Annotated in this window: 22 protein-coding genes and 4 pseudogenes; 10 read left to right on the top strand and 16 right to left on the bottom strand. The window is 69.6% G+C overall.

Annotated elements, in window-relative coordinates:
* Positions 1 to 49 precede the first annotated feature (49 nt).
* The 5 genes and pseudogenes from AB0G20_RS20315 (at position 50) to AB0G20_RS20295 (ending at position 4227) form a co-directional block, all read left to right on the top strand.
* A complete protein-coding gene (locus tag AB0G20_RS20315) occupies positions 50 to 1588 on the top strand; it encodes a sugar ABC transporter ATP-binding protein (protein ID WP_361304252.1) in 1539 nt (512 codons plus the stop codon).
* Positions 1585 to 2679: an ABC transporter permease gene (locus tag AB0G20_RS20310; RefSeq protein ID WP_361304250.1), complete on the top strand. Its 1095-nt coding sequence runs from the start codon at positions 1585 to 1587 to the stop codon at positions 2677 to 2679. The genes AB0G20_RS20315 and AB0G20_RS20310 overlap by 4 nt, the downstream gene beginning before the upstream one ends.
* Positions 2676 to 3707: a galactofuranose ABC transporter, permease protein YjfF gene (gene yjfF / locus AB0G20_RS20305; RefSeq protein WP_361304248.1), complete on the top strand. Its 1032-nt coding sequence runs from the start codon at positions 2676 to 2678 to the stop codon at positions 3705 to 3707. The genes AB0G20_RS20310 and yjfF overlap by 4 nt, the downstream gene beginning before the upstream one ends.
* Positions 3708 to 3794: 87 nt before the next feature.
* A pseudogene (locus tag AB0G20_RS20300) lies at positions 3795 to 4009 on the top strand (1,4-beta-xylanase); the annotation flags it as partial.
* Positions 4009 to 4227, top strand: coding sequence for a hypothetical protein (locus tag AB0G20_RS20295; RefSeq protein ID WP_361304245.1), 219 nt, complete (start codon positions 4009 to 4011; stop codon positions 4225 to 4227). The pseudogene AB0G20_RS20300 and the gene AB0G20_RS20295, both read left to right, overlap by 1 nt.
* Before the next feature lie 56 nt (positions 4228 to 4283).
* Here AB0G20_RS20295 and AB0G20_RS20290 read toward each other — a convergent pair whose 3' ends face one another.
* Positions 4284 to 4484 (bottom strand): DUF1918 domain-containing protein, encoded by a 201-nt coding sequence (locus tag AB0G20_RS20290; protein WP_361304242.1) that lies wholly within the window; start codon positions 4482 to 4484, stop codon positions 4284 to 4286.
* 432 nt (positions 4485 to 4916) lie between these two features.
* On the opposite strand from AB0G20_RS20290, the gene AB0G20_RS20285 reads away from it, so the two are divergent.
* On the top strand, positions 4917 to 5090 hold the full coding sequence (locus AB0G20_RS20285; RefSeq protein WP_361304239.1) for a hypothetical protein: 174 nt from the start codon (positions 4917 to 4919) through the stop codon (positions 5088 to 5090).
* A gap of 6 nt (positions 5091 to 5096) precedes the next feature.
* Here AB0G20_RS20285 and AB0G20_RS20280 read toward each other — a convergent pair whose 3' ends face one another.
* From AB0G20_RS20280 to AB0G20_RS20270, 3 genes and pseudogenes are all read right to left on the bottom strand, one after another.
* Positions 5097 to 5621, bottom strand: a complete 525-nt coding sequence (locus AB0G20_RS20280; RefSeq protein WP_361304236.1) for a hypothetical protein — start codon at positions 5619 to 5621, stop codon at positions 5097 to 5099.
* Between the two features lie 84 nt (positions 5622 to 5705).
* Complete coding sequence (locus AB0G20_RS20275; protein ID WP_361304233.1) at positions 5706 to 6638, bottom strand: hypothetical protein; 933 nt, start codon at positions 6636 to 6638, stop codon at positions 5706 to 5708.
* 295 nt (positions 6639 to 6933) lie between these two features.
* A pseudogene (locus AB0G20_RS20270) lies at positions 6934 to 7226 on the bottom strand (DUF317 domain-containing protein).
* A gap of 658 nt (positions 7227 to 7884) precedes the next feature.
* Here AB0G20_RS20270 and AB0G20_RS20265 point away from each other — a divergent pair.
* The gene (locus tag AB0G20_RS20265; protein ID WP_361304230.1) at positions 7885 to 9201 is read left to right on the top strand and encodes a hypothetical protein; all 1317 of its coding nucleotides are present in this window, start codon (positions 7885 to 7887) and stop codon (positions 9199 to 9201) included.
* Positions 9202 to 9763: 562 nt separating this feature from the next.
* Positions 9764 to 9850 (top strand): annotated as a pseudogene (locus AB0G20_RS20260) (SAM-dependent methyltransferase); the annotation flags it as partial.
* A gap of 112 nt (positions 9851 to 9962) precedes the next feature.
* Here AB0G20_RS20260 and AB0G20_RS20255 read toward each other — a convergent pair.
* The 6 genes and pseudogenes from AB0G20_RS20255 to AB0G20_RS20230 form a co-directional block, all read right to left on the bottom strand.
* A complete protein-coding gene (locus AB0G20_RS20255; protein ID WP_361304227.1) occupies positions 9963 to 12047 on the bottom strand; it encodes an alpha-galactosidase in 2085 nt (694 codons plus the stop codon).
* Positions 12048 to 12356: 309 nt separating this feature from the next.
* A complete protein-coding gene (locus AB0G20_RS20250; protein ID WP_361304224.1) occupies positions 12357 to 13124 on the bottom strand; it encodes a glucose 1-dehydrogenase in 768 nt (255 codons plus the stop codon).
* Between the two features lie 47 nt (positions 13125 to 13171).
* Complete coding sequence (locus tag AB0G20_RS20245) at positions 13172 to 14428, bottom strand: MFS transporter (protein WP_361304221.1); 1257 nt, start codon at positions 14426 to 14428, stop codon at positions 13172 to 13174.
* Between the two features lie 137 nt (positions 14429 to 14565).
* The gene (locus tag AB0G20_RS20240; RefSeq protein WP_361304218.1) at positions 14566 to 14913 is read right to left on the bottom strand and encodes a cyclophilin-like fold protein; all 348 of its coding nucleotides are present in this window, start codon (positions 14911 to 14913) and stop codon (positions 14566 to 14568) included.
* Positions 14914 to 15118: 205 nt separating this feature from the next.
* A pseudogene (locus AB0G20_RS20235) lies at positions 15119 to 15786 on the bottom strand (SDR family NAD(P)-dependent oxidoreductase).
* A gap of 65 nt (positions 15787 to 15851) precedes the next feature.
* Entirely contained in the window at positions 15852 to 16868 is a 1017-nt protein-coding gene (locus tag AB0G20_RS20230) for a zinc-dependent alcohol dehydrogenase family protein (RefSeq protein WP_361304215.1), read from the bottom strand.
* A 172-nt stretch (positions 16869 to 17040) separates the two neighbouring features.
* Between AB0G20_RS20230 and AB0G20_RS20225 the strand changes: the two genes are divergently transcribed.
* Both AB0G20_RS20225 and AB0G20_RS20220 read left to right on the top strand, forming a co-directional pair.
* Positions 17041 to 17925 (top strand): helix-turn-helix domain-containing protein, encoded by an 885-nt coding sequence (locus AB0G20_RS20225; RefSeq protein WP_361304212.1) that lies wholly within the window; start codon positions 17041 to 17043, stop codon positions 17923 to 17925.
* Positions 17922 to 18791, top strand: coding sequence for a helix-turn-helix transcriptional regulator (locus AB0G20_RS20220; protein WP_361304209.1), 870 nt, complete (start codon positions 17922 to 17924; stop codon positions 18789 to 18791). Before AB0G20_RS20225 ends, AB0G20_RS20220 begins: the two co-directional genes overlap by 4 nt.
* Positions 18792 to 18897: 106 nt before the next feature.
* Here AB0G20_RS20220 and AB0G20_RS20215 read toward each other — a convergent pair whose 3' ends face one another.
* The 6 genes from AB0G20_RS20215 to AB0G20_RS20190 all read right to left on the bottom strand — a co-directional run bounded on the left by AB0G20_RS20215 (position 18898) and on the right by AB0G20_RS20190 (position 26258).
* Positions 18898 to 20148: an MFS transporter gene (locus AB0G20_RS20215; RefSeq protein WP_361304206.1), complete on the bottom strand. Its 1251-nt coding sequence runs from the start codon at positions 20146 to 20148 to the stop codon at positions 18898 to 18900.
* Between the two features lie 158 nt (positions 20149 to 20306).
* Positions 20307 to 20468 carry a hypothetical protein gene (locus tag AB0G20_RS20210; RefSeq protein WP_361304203.1) on the bottom strand — a complete coding sequence of 54 codons (162 nt, stop codon included), beginning with the start codon at positions 20466 to 20468 and terminating at the stop codon, positions 20307 to 20309.
* A 320-nt stretch (positions 20469 to 20788) separates the two neighbouring features.
* Positions 20789 to 21778 carry a GTP 3',8-cyclase MoaA gene (gene moaA, locus AB0G20_RS20205; protein ID WP_361304200.1) on the bottom strand — a complete coding sequence of 330 codons (990 nt, stop codon included), beginning with the start codon at positions 21776 to 21778 and terminating at the stop codon, positions 20789 to 20791.
* Entirely contained in the window at positions 21772 to 22938 is a 1167-nt protein-coding gene (locus AB0G20_RS20200) for an XdhC/CoxI family protein (RefSeq protein WP_361304197.1), read from the bottom strand. Before AB0G20_RS20200 ends, moaA begins: the two co-directional genes overlap by 7 nt.
* Before the next feature lie 147 nt (positions 22939 to 23085).
* A complete protein-coding gene (locus tag AB0G20_RS20195; RefSeq protein ID WP_361304194.1) occupies positions 23086 to 25281 on the bottom strand; it encodes a xanthine dehydrogenase family protein molybdopterin-binding subunit in 2196 nt (731 codons plus the stop codon).
* Positions 25278 to 26258, bottom strand: a complete 981-nt coding sequence (locus AB0G20_RS20190; protein ID WP_361304191.1) for a xanthine dehydrogenase family protein subunit M — start codon at positions 26256 to 26258, stop codon at positions 25278 to 25280. The genes AB0G20_RS20195 and AB0G20_RS20190 overlap by 4 nt, the downstream gene beginning before the upstream one ends.
* Positions 26259 to 26261 lie beyond the last annotated feature (3 nt).

The following is a 26261-nucleotide window of genomic DNA, read 5'->3' as shown; positions in this document are numbered from 1 at the left end:
CGGCCGGGGGGCTCCCTGCGGACCTGGACCATTCACGAGGAGCGCTGCCATGGCAGAGCCGCAGCCCGTCCTGGAGATGACGGGCATAGTCAAAGAGTTTCCGGGGGTACGGGCTCTGTCGGGCGTCGACTTCCGGCTCTTCCCCGGCGAGATCCACGCCTTGATGGGCGAGAACGGTGCGGGGAAGTCCACCCTCATCAAGGTGCTGACGGGCGTCTACTCCCTGGACGACGGCACCATCACCCTGGACGGCGAGTCCGTACGGTTCGGCAGCCCGCTCCAGGCGCAGCAGTCCGGCATCAGCACGGTCTACCAGGAGGTCAACCTCTGCCCCAACCTGTCGGTGGCGGAGAACATCTTCATCGGACGCGAACCCACCCGCGCCGGCCGCATCCAGTGGAAGCGGATGCGCAAGGAGGCGGCGGAGCTGGTCGACCGGCTCGGACTCGACATCGACGTCGCCGCGCCGCTGTCCTCGTACCCGCTGGCCGTGCAGCAACTGGTCGCGATCGTACGGTCGGTGGGCACCGGGGACCGGGGCGGCGCGGGATCCGGCACCAAGGTGCTGGTCCTCGACGAGCCGACCTCCAGCCTCGACCGCGACGAGGTCCTCGAACTGTTCCGCCTGATGCGGCAGTTGAGGGACGAGGGCGTCGCGATCCTGTTCGTGTCGCACTTCCTCGACCAGATCTACGAGGTCTGCGACCGGATGACCGTCCTGCGCAACGGCACCCTGGTCGGCGAGCACCTGGTCCGCGACCTCGACCAGGTCGGGCTGATCGAGCTGATGATCGGCAAGGCCCTGGACCAGCTCGAGGAACTGGCCGAGCACCAGATGCACTCCGACGTCGGCGAGACCCTGGTCAAGGCCGAGGGGATCGGCCGCACCGGCGGGATCGCCCCCTTCGACCTGCAGATCAACAAGGGCGAGGTGCTCGGACTCGCCGGTCTGCTGGGATCGGGCCGCACCGAACTCGCCCGGCTGCTGTTCGGGGCCGACCAGCCCGACAGCGGCAAGGTGACCATCGGCGGCAAGCAGGTCTCGATGAGCGCCCCGAACGACGCCATCGCGGCCGGTGTGGCGTTCTGCTCGGAGAACCGCAAGAGCGAGGGCCTGGTCCCCGACCTGACGGTGCGCGAGAACATCATCCTCGCTCTCCAGGCGGCCCGCGGCTGGACCCGGCCCATCCCGGCCTCCCAGCGCGACGCACTCGTCGCCAGGTACATCCAGGCGCTGGACATCCGCCCCGCCGACCCGGAGGCCCGCGTGGGCCGGCTCAGCGGCGGCAACCAGCAGAAGGTACTGCTCGCCCGCTGGCTGATCACCCAGCCCAAGCTGCTGATCCTGGACGAGCCGACGCGCGGCATCGACATCGGAGCCAAGACGGAGATCCAGAAACTGGTGGTGTCCCTCTCCGAGGACGGCATGTCGGTGCTGTACATCGCGGCCGAACTGGAGGAGGTGCTCCGGCTCAGCCACACCATCGGAGTGCTGCGCGACCGCCGGCTGGTGGCGCGGCTGACCAACGGGCCGGAGATCACCACCAGCAAGATCCTCGAGACCATCGCGAGCGGAGAACACCAGTGACCACCACCTCCCGCTGGCGAGCACTGACGCATCACCACCTGTTCTGGCCGGTCGCGGTCCTGATCGCCCTGCTGCTCGTCAACGTCCCCTTCACGCCCGACTTCTTCTCGATCAACATGACGGACGGCCACCTCTACGGCAGCCTCGTCTCCATCGTGCTGTTCGGCTCACCGCTGATCCTCGTCGCGGTCGGCATGACCCTGGTCATCGCCACCGGCGGCATCGACCTCTCCGTCGGTGCCGTAGTCGCCATCACCGGCGCCCTGACCTGTTCATACATCAGCGACCAGGCCGACCAGAACGCCTTGTCCGCGGTGTTCCTGGCGATGGGCATCGGGCTGGTGGCCGCGATCGTCTGCGGTCTGTGGAACGGCTTCCTGGTGGCCAGGATGGGAATCCAGCCCATCATCGCGACCCTCATCATCATGGTCGCGGGCCGAGGTGTCGCCCAGCTGATCACCGACGGCCAGATCATCACCGTCAACAGCGAGCCGTACAAGCTGATCGGCGGCGGCTACTGGCTGACCCTGCCCTTCTCCATCTTCGTGGTGGCCGCGGTGGTGGCCGTGACCGTGGCGCTGACCCGCCGCACGGCGCTCGGCCTGCTCGTCGAATCGGTCGGCGGCAACGCCGAGGCCAGCCGCCTGGTCGGCATCAGGTCCACCCGCATCAAGATCATGGTCTACATGTTCTGCGCGCTGTGCGCGGGCATCGCGGGCCTGATGATCAGCTCCAACACCTCGGCCGCCGACGGCAACAACGCCGGCCTGTGGATCGAACTCGACGCCATCCTCGCCGTGGTGATCGGCGGCACCTCACTGCTCGGCGGCCGGTTCTCCATCGGCGGAACGGTCGTCGGCGCCCTCGTCATCCAGACCCTGACCACCACGATCTACACCATCGGCGTGCCGACCCAGACCAACCTGGTCTTCAAGGCCGCCGTCGTCATCGTCGTCTGCCTGCTGCAGTCCCCGAAGTTCCGGGCCAAGGTCTTCGGCGCGAAGGGCCCCAAGGGCCCGCGCCGGGACGCCGCCCCGGTGGAGCCCGCTCCGGCGGCCGACGCCGCCCCGAAGATGGAGGTGTCGCGATGAGCGCGACCACCCAGACCCCCAAGGCGGCTCCGCGCGGCAGCACCGCCTCCCGTGCCCGTGCCACGCGCCTGCTCGGCGACCGGCGTCTGCCCGTCCTGGTCACGGCCGCCCTGTTCATCGCCATGTACCTCGGTGGCCTCAGCCGGTACCAGAACTACGGCTTCGCCGAACCCCAGGTGTTCCTCAACCTGTTCATCGACAACGGCTATCTGCTGGTCGCCGCCATCGGTGCCACCTTCGTCATCATGTCGGGCGGCATCGACCTGTCCGTGGGCTCGATGATCGGCTTCACCACCATGTTCACGGCGTGGCTGGTGGAACGTCAGGGACTGCCGCTGCTCCTGGTCGTCCCCCTCGCACTGGCCGTCGGCGCCTTCGGCGGGTTCCTGATGGGCTACGTCATCCACAACTTCGAGATCCAGCCGTTCATCGTCACGCTCGCCGGGCTCTTCCTCTTCCGCGGACTGTGCCTGGTCATCAGCAAGGAGTCCATCTCCATCAACGACGCCTCGGTGGGCACCCTGGCCCAGACGCGGGTGTCACTGGGCGTGGGGGACCTGTCGATCGGCGCCGTCGTGGCCCTGGTCGTCCTCGCCGTCGCCGCCTACGTGCTCCACTACACCCGCTTCGGACGCCGTGTGTACGCCATCGGCGGCAACGAGCAGTCGGCCCTGCTCATGGGCCTTCCCCTGGGCGGCACGAAGATCGCCGTGTACACGGTGAGCGGCTTCTGCTCCGCCCTGGCCGGCCTGCTGTTCATGCTCTACATCCAGTCGGGCGACCCGCTGCACGCCGTGGGCATGGAACTCGACGCCATCGCCGCCGTGGTCATCGGCGGCACCCTGCTGACCGGCGGATCCGGGTATGTGCTGGGCACGCTCTTCGGGGTGCTGGTGCTCGGCCTGATCAAGAGCGTCATCACGTTCGAGGGGACGCTCAGCTCCTGGTGGACGAAGATCGCCACGGGTGTGCTGCTGTGCGCCTTCATCCTGATCCAGCGGACCATGACGTCACGCCGGAAGACCTGACGGGCACCGCTGAGAGCCGCGACAGCGTCAAGTGAGCCGACGCCGTCGGCGCGGCGACCACGGGTGCGACGGAAAGTCGGAGAAAGGATGACGCACTTCATCGGGAAGGGTTCGACCGGTCAGCAGATCCACTTCTGGCACAGCACGGACGGCCTGACTGGAGTGACCTCAACGGCGTCGGGATGACCCTGCGTTCCACGGTGGGAACTCGTGGGGTGCGCGACCCCGCACTGGTCAGAGCCCCCGGCGGTGACAGGTACTGGATCATCGCGACCGTCCTGTGCATCGGCTGCGGGCAGTCATGAGAGAGGGCGAAGACGAGAAGGGCCGGTACTGGGAGGTCGGCGTGATCGGCCACGGCGAGGGCGGCGCCGGCCTCGCCGAACGCATCGTGAGCGAGATCCGCGCCTGGGACGCGACCGGCGGCAACGACGCCCCCGAGCTGGGCTTCCGGATGGCCGTCGCGGACTCGCGTGACCGGCTGACGGCGGACGACGCGCGCTTCAACGCCGACACGTAGCCGGCGGCGGGCGACTGGTCCTGCTCGTGCCCGCCGCGGCGTGCCCTGTGTGGGTCTCAGATTTGGTCTGCGGATTTGCGGTGGTCCACCACAGTGTCCGGGCCAGGGCTCATGATCGATTCGTGGCCGTTTGCCGCGCGCACGCGAAAGGGCGGCGTGCCGTTCGGCCCCAGCACCTCCACAATCTCCACTACACGATCAGACTCGCCCACTACCCGGCCGTGCATCACCAGGCGGTCACCCTTGCTCGCGTGCATGTCCAACTCCATCTGTGCTGATGCAGGTCAATGCGCATCTTCCCCGGTAAGTGCCGGGGAAGACGGTTGAGCCTCGCCCAAGGTCAGCCGAATGGCTTGCTGCCTCGGGCCAGCGGAGACCCGGAAACAGCTCGCCGTTGACGTAGCGCGGACCGCTTTTCGGCGGCGAGGCGGTACGCGGCGCTCCTTCGGGCGGCGGCTACTGCTGGGTCTCCGTCAGCCCCGCCGCTGCTGCCGCATCGCCGGTCCTCGGCCACAACCGCAGCAGCTTGGTCCCCCTTTCGGGCGCTGGCACAAGGCCGACCAGCCACTGAGCGACCGGGCCAGCCGTTGGTCCTACCAGGATGGCGGAGATCAGGCGATTCGCGGTGCGGTCGACAGGAGAGGCAGCAGAGGCTGCCGGACGGACCGGTGGCACGGGGAGGTGTACGGATGCTGGCAAAGAGCTTGTGGGGCGATTGCGCGGAGAGCAGGGCGGACGCAGCGGCTGACCGGGAGGGTGCGGAGAAGCAGACCGACGCCATCGGGGAGGGACTGGCCGCTGTCGCTTACGCCCTGCTCGATGTGGCCCACGCGATTCGCGAGCACACCGAAGCCAGCCGGTAAGCCCACTCAGGCGAGTGCTCGTCGTCGACTACAGGGGGTTGGGAATGACCGCGAGCGAAGCGCCCAAGCGTGCCGAGGGGTACGAGAGGATGGCTCCCATCTGGGCGAAGAGGGCGCAGGAGGGGCAGGAGGCGCAGCCCAGTTGGCGCAGACGTTCGCCTCGCTTGCGATGTCCGCGCGGATGGAACACATGCAGTGGCGCCTGCGGGTCCACGGTGTACTGACTGTGGACAGCTCGCCGACGAGTTCGCGCAGCGCCTTGTCGTTCGGGTACCGGTCGGCTTCGGTGCGCAGCAGGGCGATGGTGGTGTTGGCGGCGCGGTCCCAGTCCTCGACGAAGTCGTGGGAGGCGTCGTCGAGGAAGTAGTAACGGGCGAAGTTCGGGCGACTGCGCTCACCGGTGGTGTGGCTGTCGAACATCGGCGCGAACAGGGCGCTGGCGAGTGCCTTGGTGGCCACGATGTCCAGGCGGCTGTTGCTGACGAATCGCCCCGCAGAAACCGTGGCGTGGCGGAGTTGCCGCGCTGCCAAAGTACGTGAACGCTCCGGGCGATCAGAGGGCCGTACCTGGCGCCGTGAGGTGACCAGGATGAGCGAAAGGAAATCAGAGGCGGCTCAGCTCCAGCTCCGCGAGGTCCTGGGCCACTCGCTGTACGGCACCGGACGTCCGGTGAACGCGTCCAGGACCATGCGCTTGCCGACCGGCCGGTCCAGCTTCACCGCCACCTTCTCGCCGCGCAGTTCACCACTGCAGATACCCTCCTTGGAGCCGGCTGCGGATGCGGACAGCACCACGCTGCCGCTCGTCTCGAGCACCCCCACGGTGGGGCCGTCGTCGCAGGAACCGTGGGTGGCCACCACAGTGACGGACCGGCCGTCCTTCGCTACCTCCGTCAGGCCACCGAGTGGCGCCAGCACGTCAGTGGGTACTTCCTCCTGCTCAAGCGGCTTGATCGGTGGCGTGGGGAGCTTGGACGGGCTGACCGCGGCCCGTTTGAGGGGACTGGCGTAGCCTTCCAGGGTGAACAGCCAGGCCGGGACGGTCGCCGGTCCACGAGTGGTGACCACGGTCATTTCGCCCAGTCTCGCTGCGGTCACGGTCAGGCGCGGTCCAGGGCTGCTGTCACGGTCCAGGGTCTCGTAGGCCTTCTCGGCCTCCATCAGTGGTGTCGTGAGCGGGCTCCCGCTCTTCCACATCACGTGTCCGCTCTTGTGCGGGGCGGACGGGAGCTTCCCGCGCAGGTCGAAGTTCCCGGTCTCATAGGCGCGCCTGTCTGCTTCGCTGCGGAGGCCGTTCTCGGGCAACTGGACGACTGCCTCCATGGGGTAGTAGCCCTCGTTCCACGCTTCGGCTGCCTTGGAGCCGTCCCAGGCATCGGCTACCTGGCGGGCGCGTGCCCCCAATTGGGGCGCCGGCTCGGTGCTGCGGGCCTCTGCGTCATCGTTGTCGGCCTCGGCGTTGCCGCACCCTGCGGCGGCACCAGCTCCAACGGTGCACAAGGCAAGCACGGCGAGAAGACGGACGGTGCGCCTGACGTTGGTTTGCATGGGTCTCCCCGGGGCTGGTTGGTGAGCGATAGAGGCTGCGTGGCGGACGGGTGTGGGGCCGTGCCGTCCCTGTGACGCGCCGACCCTGACCCGGGTTCGGTCCCGCCCATCGTCCGCGCGAGCCCGTTATGCCATCGTGACGAGGCGGCTGAGCATCTCCGGGCTTGGGGCTCCGCTACGCGATCGCCCTGGCCCCGGCGGGACAGAGGGCCTCGGCCCCGCCGGGTCACGTCGTCACAAGCGTCGGTACGGCCAGCGCTCGCAGGGCGGGCACTACGTGTCGGTGTCCGCGCTGTCAGAGGCGGCGTGAGGTCTCCAGCACGCGTGCTCCGACCGCGGCGACGATGTCGGTCGGCGTTTCGGTGTCGTCGAACGACAGGTGGTAGCCGCGGATCTCGGCGGTTCCGGTGACAGCGATCTTCCATCCCTCGCCATCCGTGCCGGGGCGGCCGAGCGGGAACCAACCGAGGTAGGATCTGCCGTCCTGGTCCATGCCAGGGTCGGCTGACCGGGGCCGAGCTGCCACTCCCGCGGTCGCAGGGCTTCGACGGTGGCGGAGAAACCGGGGCCGGCAGGGGCTACGGTCACGGGCAATCACCTCTCTGACCTGGTGTTTCTTGCAAGGTCGTGTACGTTGACATGCCCTCGCGCCCGTTGGCCAGTCTTTCCGCGATCTTTCCTGTCTGCCGCCCGGCGAACTGTCCGTTGACATCGAGCTGCGGGATCTCAGATTCCGTTGCCGAATCTCACGACGGATGGCCAGTCGGCCATGAATCTGAGACTGGCCGGTCAGCCTATTCACTCGTAAGAGTGGATCGAACGTGAGGCAGACCTTCCACGGACCGTGCCCTACCGCGGTCGGCCGCTCGCCCTCGCCCGGGGTACGCCATGGCTGGCCGAACACCCCGTCGACTGGAGCCCTTCGCGCTACCGTCAGAACCCAAGCCACCGCACAGCGCACCTCGGAGGACCTGGTACGAGAACGAGGACTGCCCCTGCAGACCACTGAGGCACGGCAGCCTATCGGCCCTCTGGTGGAGGAGCCTTGCATCTCGTACAACGAATCATGGCCAACCGCCCAGAGCCTGACGCCACGTCACCGCCGACAGATTGGAGTGCTCCTGAGCGCCGCCTGTGGTCCGCTTTCCGTGACGGCAGCATGTTGGACCTACGTACGGGAAGGGCGGCTGATAACGACCCAGCGACTGGAGCAGCGTGGGGCCCGGAGCGGCAGATCAGAGCTCACGTGATCGCACTCCTCCTTCTTGACGGCCCGCCCGCGAATCCCGGGAAGGTTCGCGCGCTCCGTGTCACGGGCGCACGAGTGACGGGTGAACTCGACCTGACCTCCGCGACTATCGACTGCGAAATCGACTTCGACGCCTGTTCCTTCTCCGATGCCTTGAGCCTTCGGCACGCTACGACTCTCGCCGTTTGCCTGCAGGGCGCTCACCTGCCCGAGCTCAGCGCGGAAGCTCTGCGTTGTCCGGGCCTTGACATGCGCGACGCGGTCGTGGAGGGCAACGTATGGATCCAAGGGAGCGACATCACGCTCGACCTCAACCTCGATCGTGCGAAGGTCGGTGGTTGGATCAACGGAAACCTCCTCACGATCGGGTCATGGTTCAACGGCCGCTTCGGCCTGTCCATAGGCAAGTGGCTGTCGCTCGCCAGCGCCCGGATCGGCGGTGTGGACCTGCGCCAAGCCCACATCGGCCATGCTGGAAGCACCGAACAGGCACTCGGCGCCCATCTCCTGACATGTGACACCTTGTGGGCTTCGGAAATCCGGGTGGCGCACGGCATCATCCTGACCGGCGCACAAATCACCGGTGAAGCAGTCTTATCGAAAGCCGTTGTGCACGGAGCCCCCTCCGACGAACCGGCGCTCCGCCTCGATGAGATCAACGCGCGACGCCTGGACATCGGCACCGCACGAGCGGACACGAAGTCGGTCTCGCTGCGGGGAGCGACCATCGGCAAGCTGGTCGACCGCCCTCAAGGAGGTCCCCTGCTGGAACTCGACGCCCTCACCTACGAGCGGCTCGAACCGCTCCCACCACGCTCGACCAACACTCGGCTCGCCTGGCTCAAGGAGAGCCTCAGCGGTCAGTACCTGCCTCAGCCCTACGAGCAATTGGCGGCGGCCTACCGCGTCCTCGGCCATGACGGCGAAGCCCGCAGGGTCCTGCGCGCCAAGCATCGTCACCACCGCTCAACTCTGCCGTGGACAACCAAGATCTGGGACTGGTTGCAAGACGCTGTCGCAGGCTATGGCTACCGCCCCGCCCTCGCCGGTGGATGGCTCGTCGCCCTCACGCTCCTCGGCACACTCGTCTTCAGCATCAGCGAGCCACAGCGCTCCGAATCGGGTCGCGGCCCGGCCTTCAACCCCACCGTCTACACACTCGACCTACTGCTGCCCATCATTGACTTCGGCCAGGAGAAGGCGTTCTTATCGGCGAGCGGACTGCAGTGGTTCGCCTATGTCCTCATCGCCTTGGGCTGGATACTCGCCACCACACTCGTCGCCGGCCTCACCCGCGTGCTGGGGCGCTCATGAGAGGTGTTTCGGCGATGATTGTCGTGCCTGGCCGGTGAGTTGAGCGTCGTTCGGGCCGTGGAGTGTCGCCGGGAGCCGAGGATGCACACCTCGTGAGGGTGTGCTGGAGCTGCCGACGGGTGCAGGAGACAGCCACCGCCGTCATGGGCGCCGGAGGAGCTGTGGTGGGCGCGGCCCTCACCGGGATGTTCACCGTTCATGGTCCGCGACGGCAAGCCGCAGCCGCGGTCCAAGCCGAGGTCGCCCAGGCCGCCAGCGCCTACCTCGGCCCCCTCGACACGGCCCGAAGCCTACGTACGGCTCATGACGGCAGCCCAGAGCTACGCGGCTGAGGTACACCCGGTCCTTCGGCTGGCCAGGGGGTTGGACAGGGCGGTCGCGAACACAGACAGCCTCTCCCGCAGGGAGGCCGCCCGCAAGGCCGCGGCGGAAGCGGACTTCCGGGATCGCATATCGGCGGTGAACAACCCGAACCCGGTATCGACGGCTGTCCAGTGTGTGGAGCTCGAAGGCCCCGCCGAGGTAGCCGAGGCCGCACGGCAGGTGCGCGCCGCCACCACCGGCCTGGGGCACCCTGGAGTTCGCGCGTACCCGCGAATTACTGCGCCGCCACCTCCCGCCGGCACCAGCCCGCGTGCTCGATGTCGGCCCAGCCCGGCCCAGCGGCGGGGCAAGGTGAGGGTGACGGGGCTTCCTCTGGTGCGTTTTGAGTCGCACCTCGGCCGCTGGGCGCGATTCCGATTGACATGCTCAGCGGCGCGTCAGGTGGAGCAGGACGAGTTGGTCGGGGTGGAGGTTGGGGATCTGGATGCCGACGTGTTCCAGGACGCTGCCGGGCAGGGTGATGCCGTCCTTGGTGCACCAGGCGGGGGTTCCCCGTTCCATGCCGGGGGCCTGGTCGCCGGGGGCAGCGGGCGCAGGCGGTAGGTGGCGTTCGGGTCGAGGCCTGGCAGCCGCAGCGTGCCGGGGTGGGCGGCGACCGGGGTGGCCATGGCGGCGAGGGCGAACACGGCTTCGGTCCGGTCGCGGGAGACGACACCGTGCGCCCACAGGGCCGGGTCGGGGTGGTCGACGCGGACGACACGGCCGGTGTGCAGCAGGTGGCGGAGCTGCTTGTGGAGGGAGACCCAGCGGGCGAGTTCGGCGCGTTCGCTCGCGCTTGCGCGGGTCAGGTCCCATTCGATGCCGAGGTGACCGAAGAGCGCGGTGCAGGCCCGGAAGGCGAGGTCGTGGGTACGGCCGGTGGTGTGGGAGCGGGCGGCACCGATGTGGGAGCCGACGAGTTCGGGCGGCAGGAGCAGACCCGTCCAACGGTTGATCGACTGGCGTTCCAGAGCGTCGTTGCAGTCGCTGGCCCAGACGCGGTCGGTGCGCTCCAGGATGGCGAGGTCTACCCGTCCGCCGCCGCTGGAACAGGATTCGATCTCCAGGCCCGGGTGGCGTGCGCGCAGTTCGTCGAGCAGGTCGTAGACGGCGAGGGTCTGGGCGTGGACGGCGGGTTCGCCGCCCGGTGAGTGGCCGGCGTCGACCAGTTCGCGGTTGTGGTCCCACTTGAGGTAAGCGATGTCGTACTCGGTGAGCAGGTCGTCGAGCCGCTCCAGGATGTACGCGTACGCCTCGGGGTGGGTGAGGTCCAACACCTGCTGAGAGCGGCGGTCGGCGGGGGTGCGGCCACCGGTGGCCAGGATCCATTCGGGGTGGGCGCGGGCCAGGTCGGAGTCGGGGCTGACCATTTCCGGTTCGACCCACAGGCCGAACTCCGTCCCGAGCGCGCGCACATGGTCGATCAGCGGGCGCAGGCCGCTGGGCCAGACGGCTTCATCGACGTACCAGTCGCCGAGTCCGGCCCGGTCGTCGCGACGGTGGCGGAACCAGCCGTCGTCCAGGACGAAGCGTTCCACGCCGACCTCCGCGCCGAGGTCGGCGAGGAGGGTGAGCTTGTCGAGGTCGTGGTCGAAGTAGACGGCCTCCCAGGTGTTGAGCACCACCGGTCGGGGCCGGTGCGGATGTCCGGGGCGGGCACGCAGGTGGTCGTGGAAGCGGGCGGACAGTCCGTCCAGGCCCTGGTCGCTGTGGGCGGCGTAGAGCCACGGGCCGGTGTGCTCCTCGCCCGGGCCGAGGATCACCTCGCCCGGAAGCAGCAGTTCACCGGCGGCGACGACCGGCCGTCCGGTGGGCAGCCGCTCGGCCAGGATCCGGTGGTTGCCGCTCCAGGCGATGTGCAGGCCCCACACCTCGCCGTGGCCGAAGCCGAAGCCCGGTGTGCCGGCCGCCAGGACCAAGGCGGCGTCGGGGCCGGTGCGCCCGCCGCGGGTCTCGCGCAGCCAGGTGCCGGCGTGGAACGGATGGCGTTGCGGGGCGCGTTCATGGCACCAGCGGCCGGTGAGGTCGAGCAGTTCGGTGGCGGCATCGGGGATCGGCAGCGCGAGCATCAAGCCGTCGAGCGTGTACGGCCGTACGGGGTCGTCGTTGCGTACTGCGGCTCGCATCCGCACCAGCCCGGAGGCGGTGAGCCCGGCTTCCAGGACGAGACCGAGACGGGCGGTCCGGTCGGTGGCCCGGATCCGTGCCGAGGAGCCCTCGGCCTCCACCGAGTCGAGGGTGAACAGGGGTGACCAGTCGGCGCCTTGGCAGTGACCGGTCAGACCGGGCTGTCCTGGCCATCCGGTGCCGTGCTCGGGCAGCAACGACACCCGCGGCACGACGTCGTCGCATCCCGGCATGTTCGGCATGGTGACGGCCTCGGCCAGCTGCGACAGCTCTTCCTGGGTGAGGTCGCCGAGATCAGCGCCCCAGTGGAGCACGGTCGGCAGGCCGTCGCCCCGCAGGTCCAGCACCAGGCTCACGCCTGCCGCCCGGAGATGGATGAGTCTTTCGGCGGCTGCACCAGTGGGGCTCTTCGTAGCGTGGATCGTCCTTGCATGTTCAGGGGCGGGATCAGGGGGCGGCGTGCGGCAGTTCGCGGGTGCGCGGGCCGTTGTACTGTTCGTCGGTGACCGACTCGGCCAGGTGGTTTCCGGGCTGCCGTCGCGCTTGGCCTCCCACAGGGCGAGGTGCTCCATAAACCGGTCGGGGACGGCTCTTCGTGGCGCCTTCAAAGCGGTGCGGAGGAGCGCGGTGTGGGGTAGCCGCTCGATGACCATCGTGGCGCGTCCTTATCGGGCGACGTAGCCGCCGTCGACGGGGAGGGCGACGCCGACGACGAAGCCCGCTCCGGGGCTGCACAGCCACAGAACGGCCTGGGCGATCTCCTCGGCGGTCCCGAGCCGGTTGATGGGCTGGTTGGCCTCGGCCTCGGCGCGGTCGAGCTCCCCCTTGGCGATCATGTCGCTGACCATGGGGGTGTCGATTGTGCCGGGGCAGACGGCGTTGATTCGGATGCCGCGCGGGGCGTATTCGAGGGCCGCGCTGGCGGTCAGGCCGATGACTCCGTGCTTGGAGGCGTGGTAGGAGGCCCGGCCCGGGAGCCCGACCAGGCCGCCGAGGGAGGAGCAGTTGACGATGGCGCCGCTGCCCTGGGCGCGCATGGAGCGCAGCTCGTGCTTCATGCAGGCCCACACGCCGCGGAGGTTGATGGCGTTGACGCGGTCGAAGCGTTCGGCGGGTTCGTCGGCGGCGTCGCTGGGCGGGATCTGGATGCCGGCGTTGTTGTAGGCCATGTCGAGGCGGCCGAAGGTCTGCACCGTGCGGTCGACTGCGGCGGCGACCTGGTCCTCGTCGCTGACGTCGCACGTGAGGGCGAGGACCCGGTGGCCGGCGCCGACGAGGTCCTTGGCGGCGGCGTCGAGGGCTGCTTCGTCGATGTCGGTGAGGGCGACGGCGGCCCCGGACTCGGCGAAGGCGCGGGCGGTCGCCAGGCCCATGCCGGCGCCAGCCCCGGTGACGAGGGCCACCTGGCCGTTGAAGTCGTAGGTGGGGTTCATCGTCGATCCTCTCGTTCGGTGCAGCGGGGACACGGCGTCGGCCGGGCTCAGTGATGCGACGGCGTCCGTGCAAGTTGGTCACTCGGCGCGTGGGCCGCAGCAGCGCGGTGAGCCACGATGCGGCTCTTGCCGGAGGCACCGCGGACGGCAAGGGCGATGAGCGGGACCAGGGTGAGGGCGGCGACGACCGTGCCGACCAGCGGCGGGCCGGTCACGCCGAGGGAGGAGTCCAGGGCCGCACCCGCGATGAAAGATCCGCCGGCCACACCGACGTTGAAGGCGGAGGTCGTCAGCGCGGACGTGAGGGTCGGAGCATCGCCGGCGAACCGCATGGCGAGCGCCGTGACGACCGGGTTCACCGCGAAACCGGTCAGGCCCATGAGGGACACCAGGACAGTGGCCGTGACCGCGTTGGCGGACAGCGGGATCATAAGGAACAGGACCAGGGCGGTGGCCGCGGCGGCGGTGATGGTGGTGCCCATCGGACGACGCTCACCCAGACGGCCACCGGTGGTGGTGCCGCCCAGGGCGCCGACGCCGAAGGCGATGAGGACGAACGGCACAGCGCCCGCCGGGATCCCGGCGCGGTCGGTCAGCAGCGGGGTGACGTAGCTGTAGGTCGCCAGCACCCCGCCCATGATGAACATGGCGGCGCTCAACGCCAGCCACAGCCGGCCCTGGCGCAGGGCGCCGAACTCGGCGCGCAGCGAGACGGTCGCGCGCTGTTCGCGGGTGGGGATGAAGCGGCCGATGAAGACGGCGGCGAGCGCGGAGAGGGTGGCCAGGGCCCAGAACGGGCCGCGCCAGCCGACGAACTGGCCGGCGAAGGAGCCGATGGGCACGCCGACGACGTTGGCCAGAGTCAGCCCTCCGATCATGACGCCGGTCGCGCGGGTGGCCCTCTGCGGGCCCGCGGCGGCGGTGGCGACGACGAAGCCGACGGACCAGAACGCTCCGGTGGCCAGCGCGGTGACGACGCGGGCGGCGAGGACGACGGTGAAGGAGGTGCTGAGGGCGGCCACCACGTGACCGAGGCTGAAGACGGCCAGGGCCAGGATCAGCGTCTGGCGCTGGGGCAGGCGCAGGGTGGCCAGGGCCATGGTCGGCGCACCGATGATCATGCCGACGGCGAAGGCGGTGATCAGCAGCCCGGCCTGGGAGGTGCTCACACCGAGGCCGGTGGACAGTTCGGGCAGTAGTCCGGCGATGACGAACTCGGTGGTGCCCATCAGGAACGTGCCGGCGGCGAGCACCCAGACGACGAAGGGGAGCTTGCCGGGGGTGGTCCCGGATGCGGAAGGCATACGGAAGGTCTCTCCTTGAGCGGATTGGCGGATTGGCGGATTGGCGGATTGGCGGATGAGCGGAATCGGAATGCGGGCAGGCCACGGGCACGGGAGGCCGCCGGAGCGGATAGGAGCGGCCGCCTGGGTGCCAAAGGTCAGGAGGCGGCTTCGATGGTGATGCGGTCGGCCGTGCCGAGACGGTCGGTGTCGGCGTCGACGTGGCCGAGGATGAGCAGGTCGGCGGAGGCGGAGTCGCCGTCGCGGTAGTAGAGAGCCAGGTTGCCCCAGGGTGCGTAGTAGGCCAGGTCACCGACGCGGGGCACGGCGGGGTCCGGAGCGTCCGAGGTCGTCAGCCTGCGCGGCAGGTCCGCGATCCGCTCCGTCTGGTGGAAGTCCTCCAGATCCAGGGTGAGCGGGAGCAGGTCGGCGAAGTCGCGGGCGGCAGGGCTGTCGTTCAAAGTGGCGTCGACGGGCCGGCCGTCGATGGTGACTCGGATGGGCATGGCGGTGTTCCTGTCGGCCTGTGCACTGGGTGCGGCGGATGAAGATGCCTCCTGCCGCCCCGACGCCGGGGAGGAGGACGCGGAGGGCGGCGTGGCTCCGGATGAGTCGCTGGTACAGGCGCTCACGGCCAGCAGGAGAGCGGCTGCCGGGACGGCGCGGACCAGGGCGCGGCGGGCAACAAAGTTCATGGCAGTGCTCCGGGTCTCAGTCGGGAAGCGGCTCGGAGTAGTGGCGGAAGCCGTCCCGCTGCTGGTGGATGTCGTACAGGCGCCGGGCCAGGGCGTCGGGGCTGCTGTGTTCGGCGTCAGGCCGGATGGCGCCGGGGACGATCAGCTGCGCGGCGTGGATGTTCTCGGCAGCGAGGCCGTCGTGGAGCATGCGGGCGTAGGCGCCTTCGGCGGCGAAGGCGATGGAGGTGCCGGCGACGTTGGGGTTGGGGCGGACGGCGCTGGAGCCGTTGACGAAGAGCAGGGTGCCGCGCCCGAGGTCGCGCATGCCGGGCAGGACGGCGTTCACCGCGGTGACGGGGCCCTTGACGGAGAAGGCGAGGGGCGCGTCGAGGTCGTCGGCTCCGGTGTCCAGGACCGGCTTCATGAAGTCGGCCCGCGGCACCGGGCTGTACTGGAGGATCTCGATGGGCCCCAGGGCCTTCGCGGCCGCGTACAGGGCTGCGTCGAGGGACTCGACGTCGAGGACGTCGGCGGCAAAGCCGCGCGCGCCTCGATGCCGTCGCCGGCTAGTTCGGCCGTCAGGCTGTCCAGGCGCTGAGTATTGCGAGCGATGAGAGCGACGGAGTGGCCGACTGCTCCGAAGCGGCGGGCGGCGGCGAGCCCGAGGCCAGGGCCGGCACCGATGAGGGCGAAAGTGGTCACGATGAGTCCTTTTGCGGGAGAGGCGGGCAGGGGATGCCCGGCCCCGATGGCGGGACGGGTTGCGGTCAGGGCTTCAGGAGGGCCTTGATGGCGCGGCGCTCGTCCATCGCCTTATAGCCCTCGGCGACCTGCTCCAGGGGCAGGGTGAGGTCGAAGACCTTGCCCGGGTTGATCCGGCCGGACAGGACCCGGTCGATCAGGTCGGGCAGATAGCGGCGCACGGGGGCGGGGCCACCACGCAGGCCGACCTGGGAGAAGAACAGCTCCTGGCCCTCGACCGAAACCTCGTGCGGGACGCCGACGAAGCCCACGTTGCCGCCGGGGCGCGCGGAGTGCAGGGCCTGCCGCATGGACTCGGCGGTGCCGACGCACTCCAGCACGGAGTCCGCGCCGATGCCGCCGGTCAGCTCCTTCACGCGGGCGACGCCTTCGTCGCCGCGTTCGGTGACGATGTCGGTGGCGCCGAACACGAGGGCGAGCTTCTGCCGGGACTCGTGGCGGGACATGGCGATGATCCGCTCCGCGCCCTGTTCCCTGGCCGCTATGACGCCGCACAGGCCGACCGCTCCGTCGCCGACGACCACGGCGGTGGAGCCGGGCTTGACCTCGGCGGCGAGGGCGGCGTACCAGCCGGTGCCCATCACGTCGGAGACCGCGAGCAGGCTCGGCACCATCTCGGCGTCGGGGTGCTCGTCGGTGGCGACGAGGGTGCCGTGGGCGTTGGGGATGCGGACGTAGTCGGCCTGGCAGGTGCTCATGAACTCGCGGTGCAGACAGGAGGACTGCCAGCCGTTACGGCAGTTGGCGCAGGTGTTGTCCGAGGTGGCGAACGACCCGACGACGAACTGGCCAGGCTTGACGTGGGTGACTTGGCTGCCGACTTCCTCGACGATGCCGACGTACTCGTGTCCCATGGGACGGGGTTCGTCCACCGGCTCCGCGCCGCGGTAGGGCCACAGGTCCGAGCCGCACACGCAGGTGGCGACCGTGCGGATGATCGCGTCGGTCGGCCGGCTGATCTTCGGGTCGTCCTGGGCCTCGAAGCGCACGTCGCCGGGGGCGTGAATGACTGCTCCGCGCATGATGGCTTGCTTCCTTCGGTACGAGTGTGGTGAGCCGCAGCCAAAGGCAGGAATGGCTGCTCGAAATCGAGCCTCACACGCGAGGGCGGGCGGGAAAAGCGGAGGAATCTATCCAGGGAGAGGAACATCCAGGGAGAAAATTCTCCCCCCTTCCCCGGGTGCGATCGATGTAATGCTGGGAAGCATGACCAGCAATGTCACCCTGAATGAACTGGGAGAGTTCCTCAAGAAGCGCCGCTCAAAGCTGAGTCCGCGCACGGTCGGACTTCCGTCGACCAGTCGGCCGCGCCGGGTCGAGGGGCTGCGCCGTGAGGAGGTCGCCCAGCTCGCCTCGATCAGCACGGACTACTACACCCGGCTCGAGCAGGGCCGTATGCAGGCGTCGGTTCCCGTGCTGGACACCATCGCCCGCGTCCTCCACCTGGACGACGACGAGCGCGGCCACCTGTTCCAGCTCGCGGGCAGGACCACCGTGCGCACGCGACGCCGCGGCGTGCAGAGGGTCCAGCCGCAGCTGCAGCGGGTGCTGGAGGACCTCAATTCAGTCCCGGCCATGGTCCTGGGGCGGCGCGGTGACATCCTGGCGTGGAACGCGCTTGCGGCTGCTCTGGTCACCGACTTCTCCCGTCTTCCGGAGAAGCACCGCAATTGCCCGCGGCTCATCTTCACCGATCCGGCGATGCGCAGCCTGTACGCCGACTGGGAGACGGCCGCGCAGGTGACCGTGGCGCAGCTGCGGAGGGAAGCGGCGAACTATCCCGAGGACCCGCGTCTGATCGCGCTGGTGGGTGAACTGTCCATGCGCGACAAACAGTTCGCCCACTGGTGGGGCGACCACCGCGTCGCCGCCCGCAGCGTGGGCACCAAGACCCTGATTCATCCGGTCATGGGCGAGGTCACCCTCGACTGCGACACCCTCACCGCCGGCACCGACCCCGACCAGTACATGACGGTCTGGACCGCCGCCCCGGGATCCCCCGCGCACGATCAGCTGCGCATCCTCGCCTCCTGGGCCGCCGACCAGAACCTGCCCGCCTCGTCAGGATGGGAAGCATGACCAGCAACGTTCCTCTCAATGAGCTCGGCGAATTCCTCAAGAAGCGCCGCTCCGAACTGAGCCCGCGCACGGTCGGACTGCCGGAGACGGGTGGGCCCCGCCGGGTGGCCGGGCTGCGCCGCGAGGAGGTCGCCCAGCTCGCCTCGATCAGCACCGACTACTACACGCGTCTTGAGCAGGGCCGCATGCAGGCGTCCGCGCCCGTGCTGGACATCATCGCCCGCGTCCTCCACCTGGACGACGACGAGCGGGGCTACCTCTTCCAGCTCGCGGGCAAGACCACCACCCGCACCCGGCGCCACGGCAGGCAAAAGGTACAGCCCCAGCTCCAACGAGTCCTGGACGACCTCACCGCCACCCCGGCCATCGTGCAGGGCCGACGCGGCGACATCCTGGCGTGGAACGCACTGGCAGCAGCCCTGGTCACCGACTTCTCCCGCATTCCGGAGAAGCACCGCAACTACCCGCGCCTCATCTTCACCGATCCGGCGATGCGCGGCCTGTACGCCGACTGGGAGGGCTCGGCGCGGATCGCCGTGGCGCAGGTGCGGATGGAGGCGGCGAAGTATCCCGAGGACCCCCGTCTCATCGAGCTGGTCGGTGAACTGTCCACACGGGACAAGCAGTTCGCAAAGTGGTGGGGCGATCACCGCGTCGCGGCGCGCACCGTGGGCACCAAGACCCTCAACCATCCGGTCGTCGGCGAACTCGTCCTGGACTGGGACACCCTCACCGCCAACACCGACCCCGACCAGCACCTGACCGTCTGGACCGCCGCCCCCGGCTCCCCCACCCACGAACGGCTGCGCATCCTCGCCTCCTGGGCCGCCGAGCAGCACCTGACGCCCTCTTCTCCCCTCCGCTGACCGGTGACGCACCCACACCGACGATGGCTTCCGCCGCGCGGATCCCGCACACTCTCGGTCGGTCCGCGAGCATGACCCGCTGCTCGCGCGCGGGCGGAGCGCCGCGTCAGCCGATGCCTTGACTGCCGCCCCCGATCGTCTGGTCTGCGGCGGCTCGGGGCTGAGACGGGGGCGTCTCGGAACGGGTGGCGCGCATCAGCACGAGTGCGGTCAGCGGTACGAGGGTGAGGGCGACCGCCACGGAGCCGACCAGCGGGGGCCCTGCCTGCTCGAGCGGAGAGGCCAAGGCGATGCCCGCCGTCCAGGAGCCGACAGCGATGCCCACGTTGGGCGCCGAGCCGCTGAGGCCGGAGACCAGGGTGGGCGCCGAACGGGAGAAGCGCAGGGCCAGCGCGCCGAGCACCGGGGTCGCGGCGAAGCCGGTCATCCCCATGAGTGTCACCAGAATGACGGCCGCCACGGGGCTCGGGGAGAACAAGGTCAACAACAGCAAGACCAGCGTGGTCGTGCCGGCGGAAGTGATCAGCGTGGCCAGGGGGCAGCGATCGCCCAGGCGCCCGCCGACCGTGGTGCCCAGCAGGGCGCCCAGGCCGTAGCCGGTCAGGACCACGGGCACGGCTCCATGGGGAAGGCCGGCCCGTTCCGTGAGCAGGGGCGAGATGTAGGTGTACGTCGCCAGGACGCCGCCCATCAGCAGCGTCATGGAAGTCAGTATCAGCCAGACCCGGACATCGCGCAGCGCGGCGAACTCGGCCCGGACGGAAGGTGCTTCGCGTCGCTCGTCGGCAGGGATGCAGCGGCCGATGACCGCCGCCGCGCCGGCCGACAGCGCGGCCAGCACCCAGAACGGCCCGCGCCAGCCCGACAGCTGCCCCAGCCACGCGCCCAGAGGTACGCCCGCCACGGTGGCCACGGTCAGACCGCCCAGGAGCATGCCCAGGGCCCGAGACGTCGCTTCCGGTCCTGCCGCGGTCGTGGCCACGAGGGCGCCGACGCACCAGAAGGTCCCGGTGGCCAGCGCGGTCACCACACGTGCCGTGAGCACGAGCGCGAAGGACGAGCTGAGCGCGGCGACCAGGTGGCCCAGGGCGAAGACGGCAAGCGCGAGGATCAGCGTGGAGCGCCGCGGCAGGCGCAGCGTCGCGATCGCCATCGCCGGCGCCCCGACGATCATGCCTGCCGCGAACGCCGTGATCAGCAGGCCCGCGTGAGACACGCTGACATTCAGATCATCGGCGATCTCGGGCAGCAGACCCGCGATGACGAATTCGGTGGTGCCCATGAGGAATGTCCCGGCGGACAGCACCAGGACAACGAAGGGCAGTTTGTGGCGTCGGCCGTCGGTCGTGGATGGCATTCGGGTGCATTCTCTTTTCAGGGCGATGTTCGACCGCTGCGAGGTGGGGACGCCATAGAGCATTGCACCGCACAGTCGTTCTGTGAGGGGGAGGATTTTCTCCCTGCTTCGTGACGGAGCGGCGAGTGATTTCCCCCGAGGAACGACTTCCGGTTCCCCTACGACACCGCCAGGACGACGGTCGCGGGCAGCAGCTCCCCCCTCGGCCTGAACCCACGGACCGTGCTCTGCTGCGCGACGCGTGTGGCCGTGGCGGTCACGTCGTCACCGGAAGGCTCGGCGACCCCGGCGGCCGGCTCGCCCTGGAACGGGTTGAGCACGTGCGGGAAAGCTTGCGCGGCCGAGCAGGGCGGCCGCCGCGGTCAACGCGAAAACGGCCACGGAGGCCGCGAGCCGCGCCGAGAGCCGGCCACGGCGAACAGCAGCACGGCCAGCAGGATGAACAGGCCGGGCAGCGTCACGAAAGAATCCCTTTCCTGTCCCCAAAACCGATCAATTGGCTTGGGATCAAGGAAGGCGTCGGGCAGAATTCTCGCCGTTCCGGATTTTGGGCATGTCACCCGGCGGAATTCAGGAAATGCAGTGGCGAGCAGTGGAATTTGCCCTACCAGGAAGGCTTTTATCCTGGGAGGGAATTTTCCTAGCCTCCGATCGCGGACATGGGGCGGACCGGCTGGACGAAGGTCGGGGCGTCCAGGCCCGCGCCCGCCTTCTTGCCCCACATCGCCTCGCCCCAGATGCGGGCGATCTCCTCGTCGGACGAGTCGGAGCGCAGCGCCACGCGCAGGTCGGTCTCCTCGCGAGCGAACAGGCAGGTTCGTATCTGGCCGTCGGCGGTGAGCCGGGTGCGGTTGCAGGCGGCGCAGAACGGGCGGGTGACCGAGGCGATGACGCCCACGTGATGCGGGCCGCCGTCCACCAGCCAGCGCTCCGCCGGGGCGGACCCGCGCTTCTGCGGGCCCTCCTCGGTGAGGTCGAAGCGGGTGCGCAGCGAGGACAGGATGTCGCCTGCCGTGATCATGCCGTCGCGCTTCCAGCCGTGCTGGGCGTCCAGGGGCATCTGCTCGATGAACCGCAGTTCGTAGTCGTGCTCGACGGCCCAGGCCAGCAGGTCCGGGGCCTCGTCCTCGTTCAGGCCCGGCATCAGGACCGAGTTGACCTTGACGGGGGTCAGGCCCGCCTCGCGGGCGGCGTGCAGGCCCTCGATGACGTCCTTGTGCCGGTCGCGGCGGGTGAGGGTCTTGAACACGCCCGGACGCAGCGTGTCCAGGGAGACGTTGACCCGGTCCAGGCCCGCCGCCTTCAGAGCGATTGCGGTGCGCTTGAGGCCGATGCCGTTGGTCGTCAGGGACATCCGGGGGCGGGGCTCAAGGGCCGCGACGCGCTCCACGATGCCGACCAGGCCGGGGCGCAGCAGGGGCTCGCCGCCGGTGAAGCGGACTTCCCTGATGCCCAGGGAGGTGACCGCGATGTCGATCAGGCGGACGATCTCGTCGTCCGTGAGCAGGTCGGGCTTGGCGAGCCACTGCAGGCCCTCCTCGGGCATGCAGTACGTGCAGCGCAGATTGCACCGGTCGGTCAGTGAGACCCTCAGGTCGGTGGCCTGCCGGCCGTAGGTGTCGATCAGCACGTTCCCGAGACCATTCCCTCCCGGTGCCGCGCTGTCTCTGGCACCGCCCCGGAAACGCGGTGGATCGGGCCGCTGACCGCGATCAGGGGCAAGCCACTCCCTCGGCCGGCGTGGGCGATGATCTCTGCGGTGATCGAGATCGCCGTCTCCTCGGGTGTGCGGGCGCCGAGGTCGAGGCCGATCGGGGATCGCAAGCGGGTCAACTGCTCTTGTGTGACGCCGACTTCGCGCAGACGGAGAAGGCGTTCTTCGTGGGTGCGCCGGGAGCCCATCGCGCCGACATAGCCGACGGGCAGGGCGAGTGCCCGCCGCAGCAGGGGGATGTCGAACTTGGCGTCGTGGGTGAGCACACAGACGGCGGTACGGGCGTCCACGGCTGTCTGTGCCAGGTAGCGGTGGGGCCAGTCGACGACCACCTCGTCGGCGTGCGGGAAGCGCGCTTCGGTGGCGAAGACGGGGCGGGCGTCGCACACGGTGACGTGATAGCCCAGGAACCGGCCGGCCTGGGCGAGGGCTGCGGCGAAGTCGACGGCACCGAAGATCAGCATGCGGGGGCGGGTGGCTGCCGCATGGACGAGGACGGAGAGCTGCTCGGGGCAGGTGTCGGCGTCTCCGCCGAGTGCGAGGCGTGCGGTGCGCCCGGTGCGCAGTTGGGCGGTGGCCCGGTCCGCCACCGCCCGGCCGGTCGGCCCGTCGCCGAGCGTGCTGTCGGCGATCCAACTGTCGCCGAGGACGCTCAACGTAGCGCCGAGCAACCCCTCGGGCCCGTCCACGACCTGGGCGACGGCGGCGGGCCGGCCCTTGACCGCCTCGGCGAGCGCCGCGCCGAGATGCGCCTGGGCTGCCGAGTCGATGCGCTGGACAAGGACGTCGAGTTCCCCACCGCAGGTCAGGCCCACGGCGAAGGCGTCGTCGTCGGAGTAACCGAACCGGGCACGCTGTGGAGCGGCTTGCTCCTGGAGCACCTGTCGGCACAGGTCGTACACCGCGCCTTCGACACACCCGCCGGAGATGCTGCCGACGGCGTTGCCGTCCTCGTCCACAGCCACCGACGTAGCGATCGGCAGAGGTGCGCTGCCGGCGACGCCGACGACGGTGGCCAGGGCGAAGGGGCGTTCCTCGCGGCACCAGCGGTGCAGTGTGTCCGCGATGTTCAGCATGGGAGGCTCCAGAGCAGACGGTCGCTGTCGCAGAAGGTGGGCGGGCCGCCGCCGCGCCAACGGGGGCGCGTGCGCGGCGGCGGCCCGGGGAGGTCCGGCAGCCGTACGGGGGTTCGACTGCCGGACCCGTCTGGGGAGGCGGTGGTTTCAGAGCAACGCCTCGGCAGTGATGGGCAGTTCACGGATGCGGCGGCCGGTGGCGTTGAAGACCGCGTTGCCGATCGCCGCTGCCACACCCACCTGGACGACCTCGCCGATCCCCTTCACCCCCAGCGCGTTGCCCGAGTTGTCCTCGCCGTCCAGATAGATCGCCCGGACCTCGGGGACGTCGGCGTTCACGGGCACTAGGTAGTCGGCGAGGTTGGCGTTGACGATCCGCCCGTCACGGTGGTCGGTGACCGTGTGCTCCAGCAGCGCCGTGCCGATGCCGCCCACGATGCCGCCGAACGCCTGGCTCTCGGCGAGCTTGGGGCTGATGATGCGGCCCGCGTCGTAGACGCCGAGCATCCGCCGCACCCTCACCAGCCCCAGCGTCGCGTCGACGGCGACCTCGGCGAAGGTCGCGTTGTAGGCGGCGTAGGAGTCCCGCTCGGGAGTCGGCGGCCCGGCGTAGTTTCCGCGTGCTTCGAGGTGGGCCCGGTTGTTGCGGGCCAGCAGGCTCTTGTACGTCTCACCGCGCGCCGCATTGCCCTGCACATGGAGTCGGCCGCCCCGCACGACGACATCGCCGGCCGGTACACCGTACAGCGGCGACTCGCGGTCCTCGACGGCCAGCTTGATCGCCTGCCTGCGCACCTGGTTGCACGCGTCGAGGACGGCGGAGCCGACACTGGCCATGGTCGACGAGCCGCCGTGCGGCCCGGTCGCTGGATAAAGGGAGTCGCCGAGCCGGAAGGTGACCGCGCGCATGGTCAGCCCGAGCGCGTCGGCGGCGACCTGGGTCTGGGAGGTGTAGGTGCCCGGCCCCATGTCAGTGGTGGCCGCATCGACCACCGCGGTGCCGTCGGCGTGCAGCCGGGCCTGGGCCTGCGCCGGAAAGCGCCCCGGGTCGTACACGCCCGCGGCCATGCCCAGGCCGATCAGCCAGTCTCCGTCACGTGTCGAACGGGGCTTGGGGTTACGGCGGTCCCAGCCGAACTCCCGGGCGCCCACCGTGTAGCACTCACGCAGCCGACGGGTGGACCAGGGCAGGTTCTTCGCCTCGTCTTCGGACGGCTCGTTGCGCCGGCGCAGCTCGATCGGGTCGACGCCGAGCCTGTGGGCGAGCTCGTCCATTGCCGACTCGATCACGAACGACGCCGACGCGAAGCCGGGTCCGCGCATCCAGATCGGCGTGTTGACGTCCAGCGGCACCGTCCGGTACGCCTGGCTGACGTTTGGCATGCTGTAGAGCATCTGCCCGGGCGCCATGACCCCCTCGGTGAAGGTCTCGTACGAGGAGGTCTCGGAGTCGATCTCGTGGATCGCGGCGGACAGCCGGCCGCGCCGGTCGCTGCCCAGTCTCAGCCGGTACTCGTAGGAGGGTCGGAAGCCGGTGCCGAAGTACATCTGCCGACGGCTGAGCACGAGCTTGACCGGACGCTTCGTCTCCCGCGCGGCCAGAGCGGCGACGATCGTGTGCGGCCAGCAGCGCAGCCCGCTGCCGAAGCCGCCACCCACGAACGGGTTGATGACCCGCACCGCGTCCGCGGGCAGATCGAACACGGCGGCGATCTCGTCGCGGGTGCCCACCACCCACTGAGTCTTGTCCCAGACGGTCACCTTGTTACCGTCCCAGCGGGCGATGGTGGCGTGCGGCTCCATCGGGTTGTGATGGTTGCGCCCCAGCTGGTACGTCAGGTCCAGCCGTACGGGAGCGTTGCGCAGGCCCGCTTCCGCGTCGCCGCGCGCGTAGTCCGTCGGCTTGTCCGGCTCGGCCTCGTGCAGGTCGGTCGAGGGTTTCTTCGCGTCGTAGCGGACCTTGACCAGGCTCGCGCCGTGCTGGGCGGCCTCCAGGGTGGTGGCGATGACCACGGCGACCGGCTGGCCGTGGAAGAGCACCTTGTCGTCCTGGAACACCCGCAGCCTGCGCCCGGGCATGTTGTTGGACCCGGAGTTGTCGCGGTACGGCAGCTTCGGCGCGTTGCGGTGATGGATCACCCGCAACACACCCGGATGCTTCTCTGCGGCTCCGGCGTCGATGGACGTGATGCGGCCGCGGCCGATGCTGCTGTCGACGATGACCGCATGCACCGCGCCGTCGACATCGAACTCGGCGGCGTACAGCGCCTTGCCGGTGACTTTGAGCCGGCCGTCCACCCTCGACAGTGGCGCGCCCACGGCTGCCTGCGGCTGGGGACTCACTTGCTACCTCCTACGACGCGCAGCTGACGTTCCACGGTCCGCTTCAGCAACTCGACCTTGAAGCGGTTGTGCCGGAGGGGACGGGAGCCGTCCGCGGCTCGCTCGGCAGCGGCCGCCCACAGCGACTCCGAGGGACGCTCACCGACGAGGTGCCGTTCCACGGCGGGCAGCTTCCACGGCACGGTGCCCACACCGCCCGCCGCGACCTTCGCCTCCCGGATCACCCCGCCCCGCACGTGCAGCGCCACGGCCGCCGACGCCAGGGCGAACTCGTACGACTGCCGGTCGCGCACCTTCAGATAGCCGGACTTCAGCGGGCGCGGAAGCGCGGGAATCTCCACTGCGGTGATCAACTCCCCCCGCCGCAGGGCCTGTTCGCGATTCGGGGTGTTGCCCGGGCGTAGCAGGAAGTCGGCGAAGGGGACCTGGCGTTCCCCGTCCGGTCCCAGCAGATGCACCCGGGCCTCCAGTGCGGCGAACGCCACGGCCGCGTCGGAGGGGTGGGTTGCCACGCAGTCCTCGGAGGTTCCGAGGATGGCGTGCGTACGGTTGAAGCCCTCCTGTGCGGCGCAACCCGAGCCGGGCTCGCGCTTGTTGCAGTCGGCGGTGACGTCGCGGAAGTAGGTGCAGCGGGTGCGCTGCATGATGTTGCCGCCGATGGTGGCCATGTTCCGCAGCTGGGCGGAAGCGCTCAGTTCCAGCGCCTGGGAGATGACGGGGTACAGAGAGCGCACCTTGGGGTGGGCGGCGGCCTCGGTCATGGTCACCAGCGCGCCGATGCGCACGCCGCCGCGCTCGGTGACCGTGACGTCGCGCATTGGCAGGTCACTGATGTCGACCAGGGTGTCGGGACGCTCGACGCTTTCGCGCATCAGGTCGACGAGGGTGGTGCCGCCGGCGATGTAACGGCCGCCGTGGCGGCCCGCGTCGAGGGCCTCACGGGTGTTCGCGGCCTTCGTGAAGGAGAAGGGATGCATGTC

The organism is Streptomyces sp. NPDC024017 (assembly GCF_040638895.1).
GTDB lineage: Bacteria > Actinomycetota > Actinomycetes > Streptomycetales > Streptomycetaceae > Streptomyces.
This window is presented reverse-complemented; position numbering and strand designations above follow the sequence as displayed.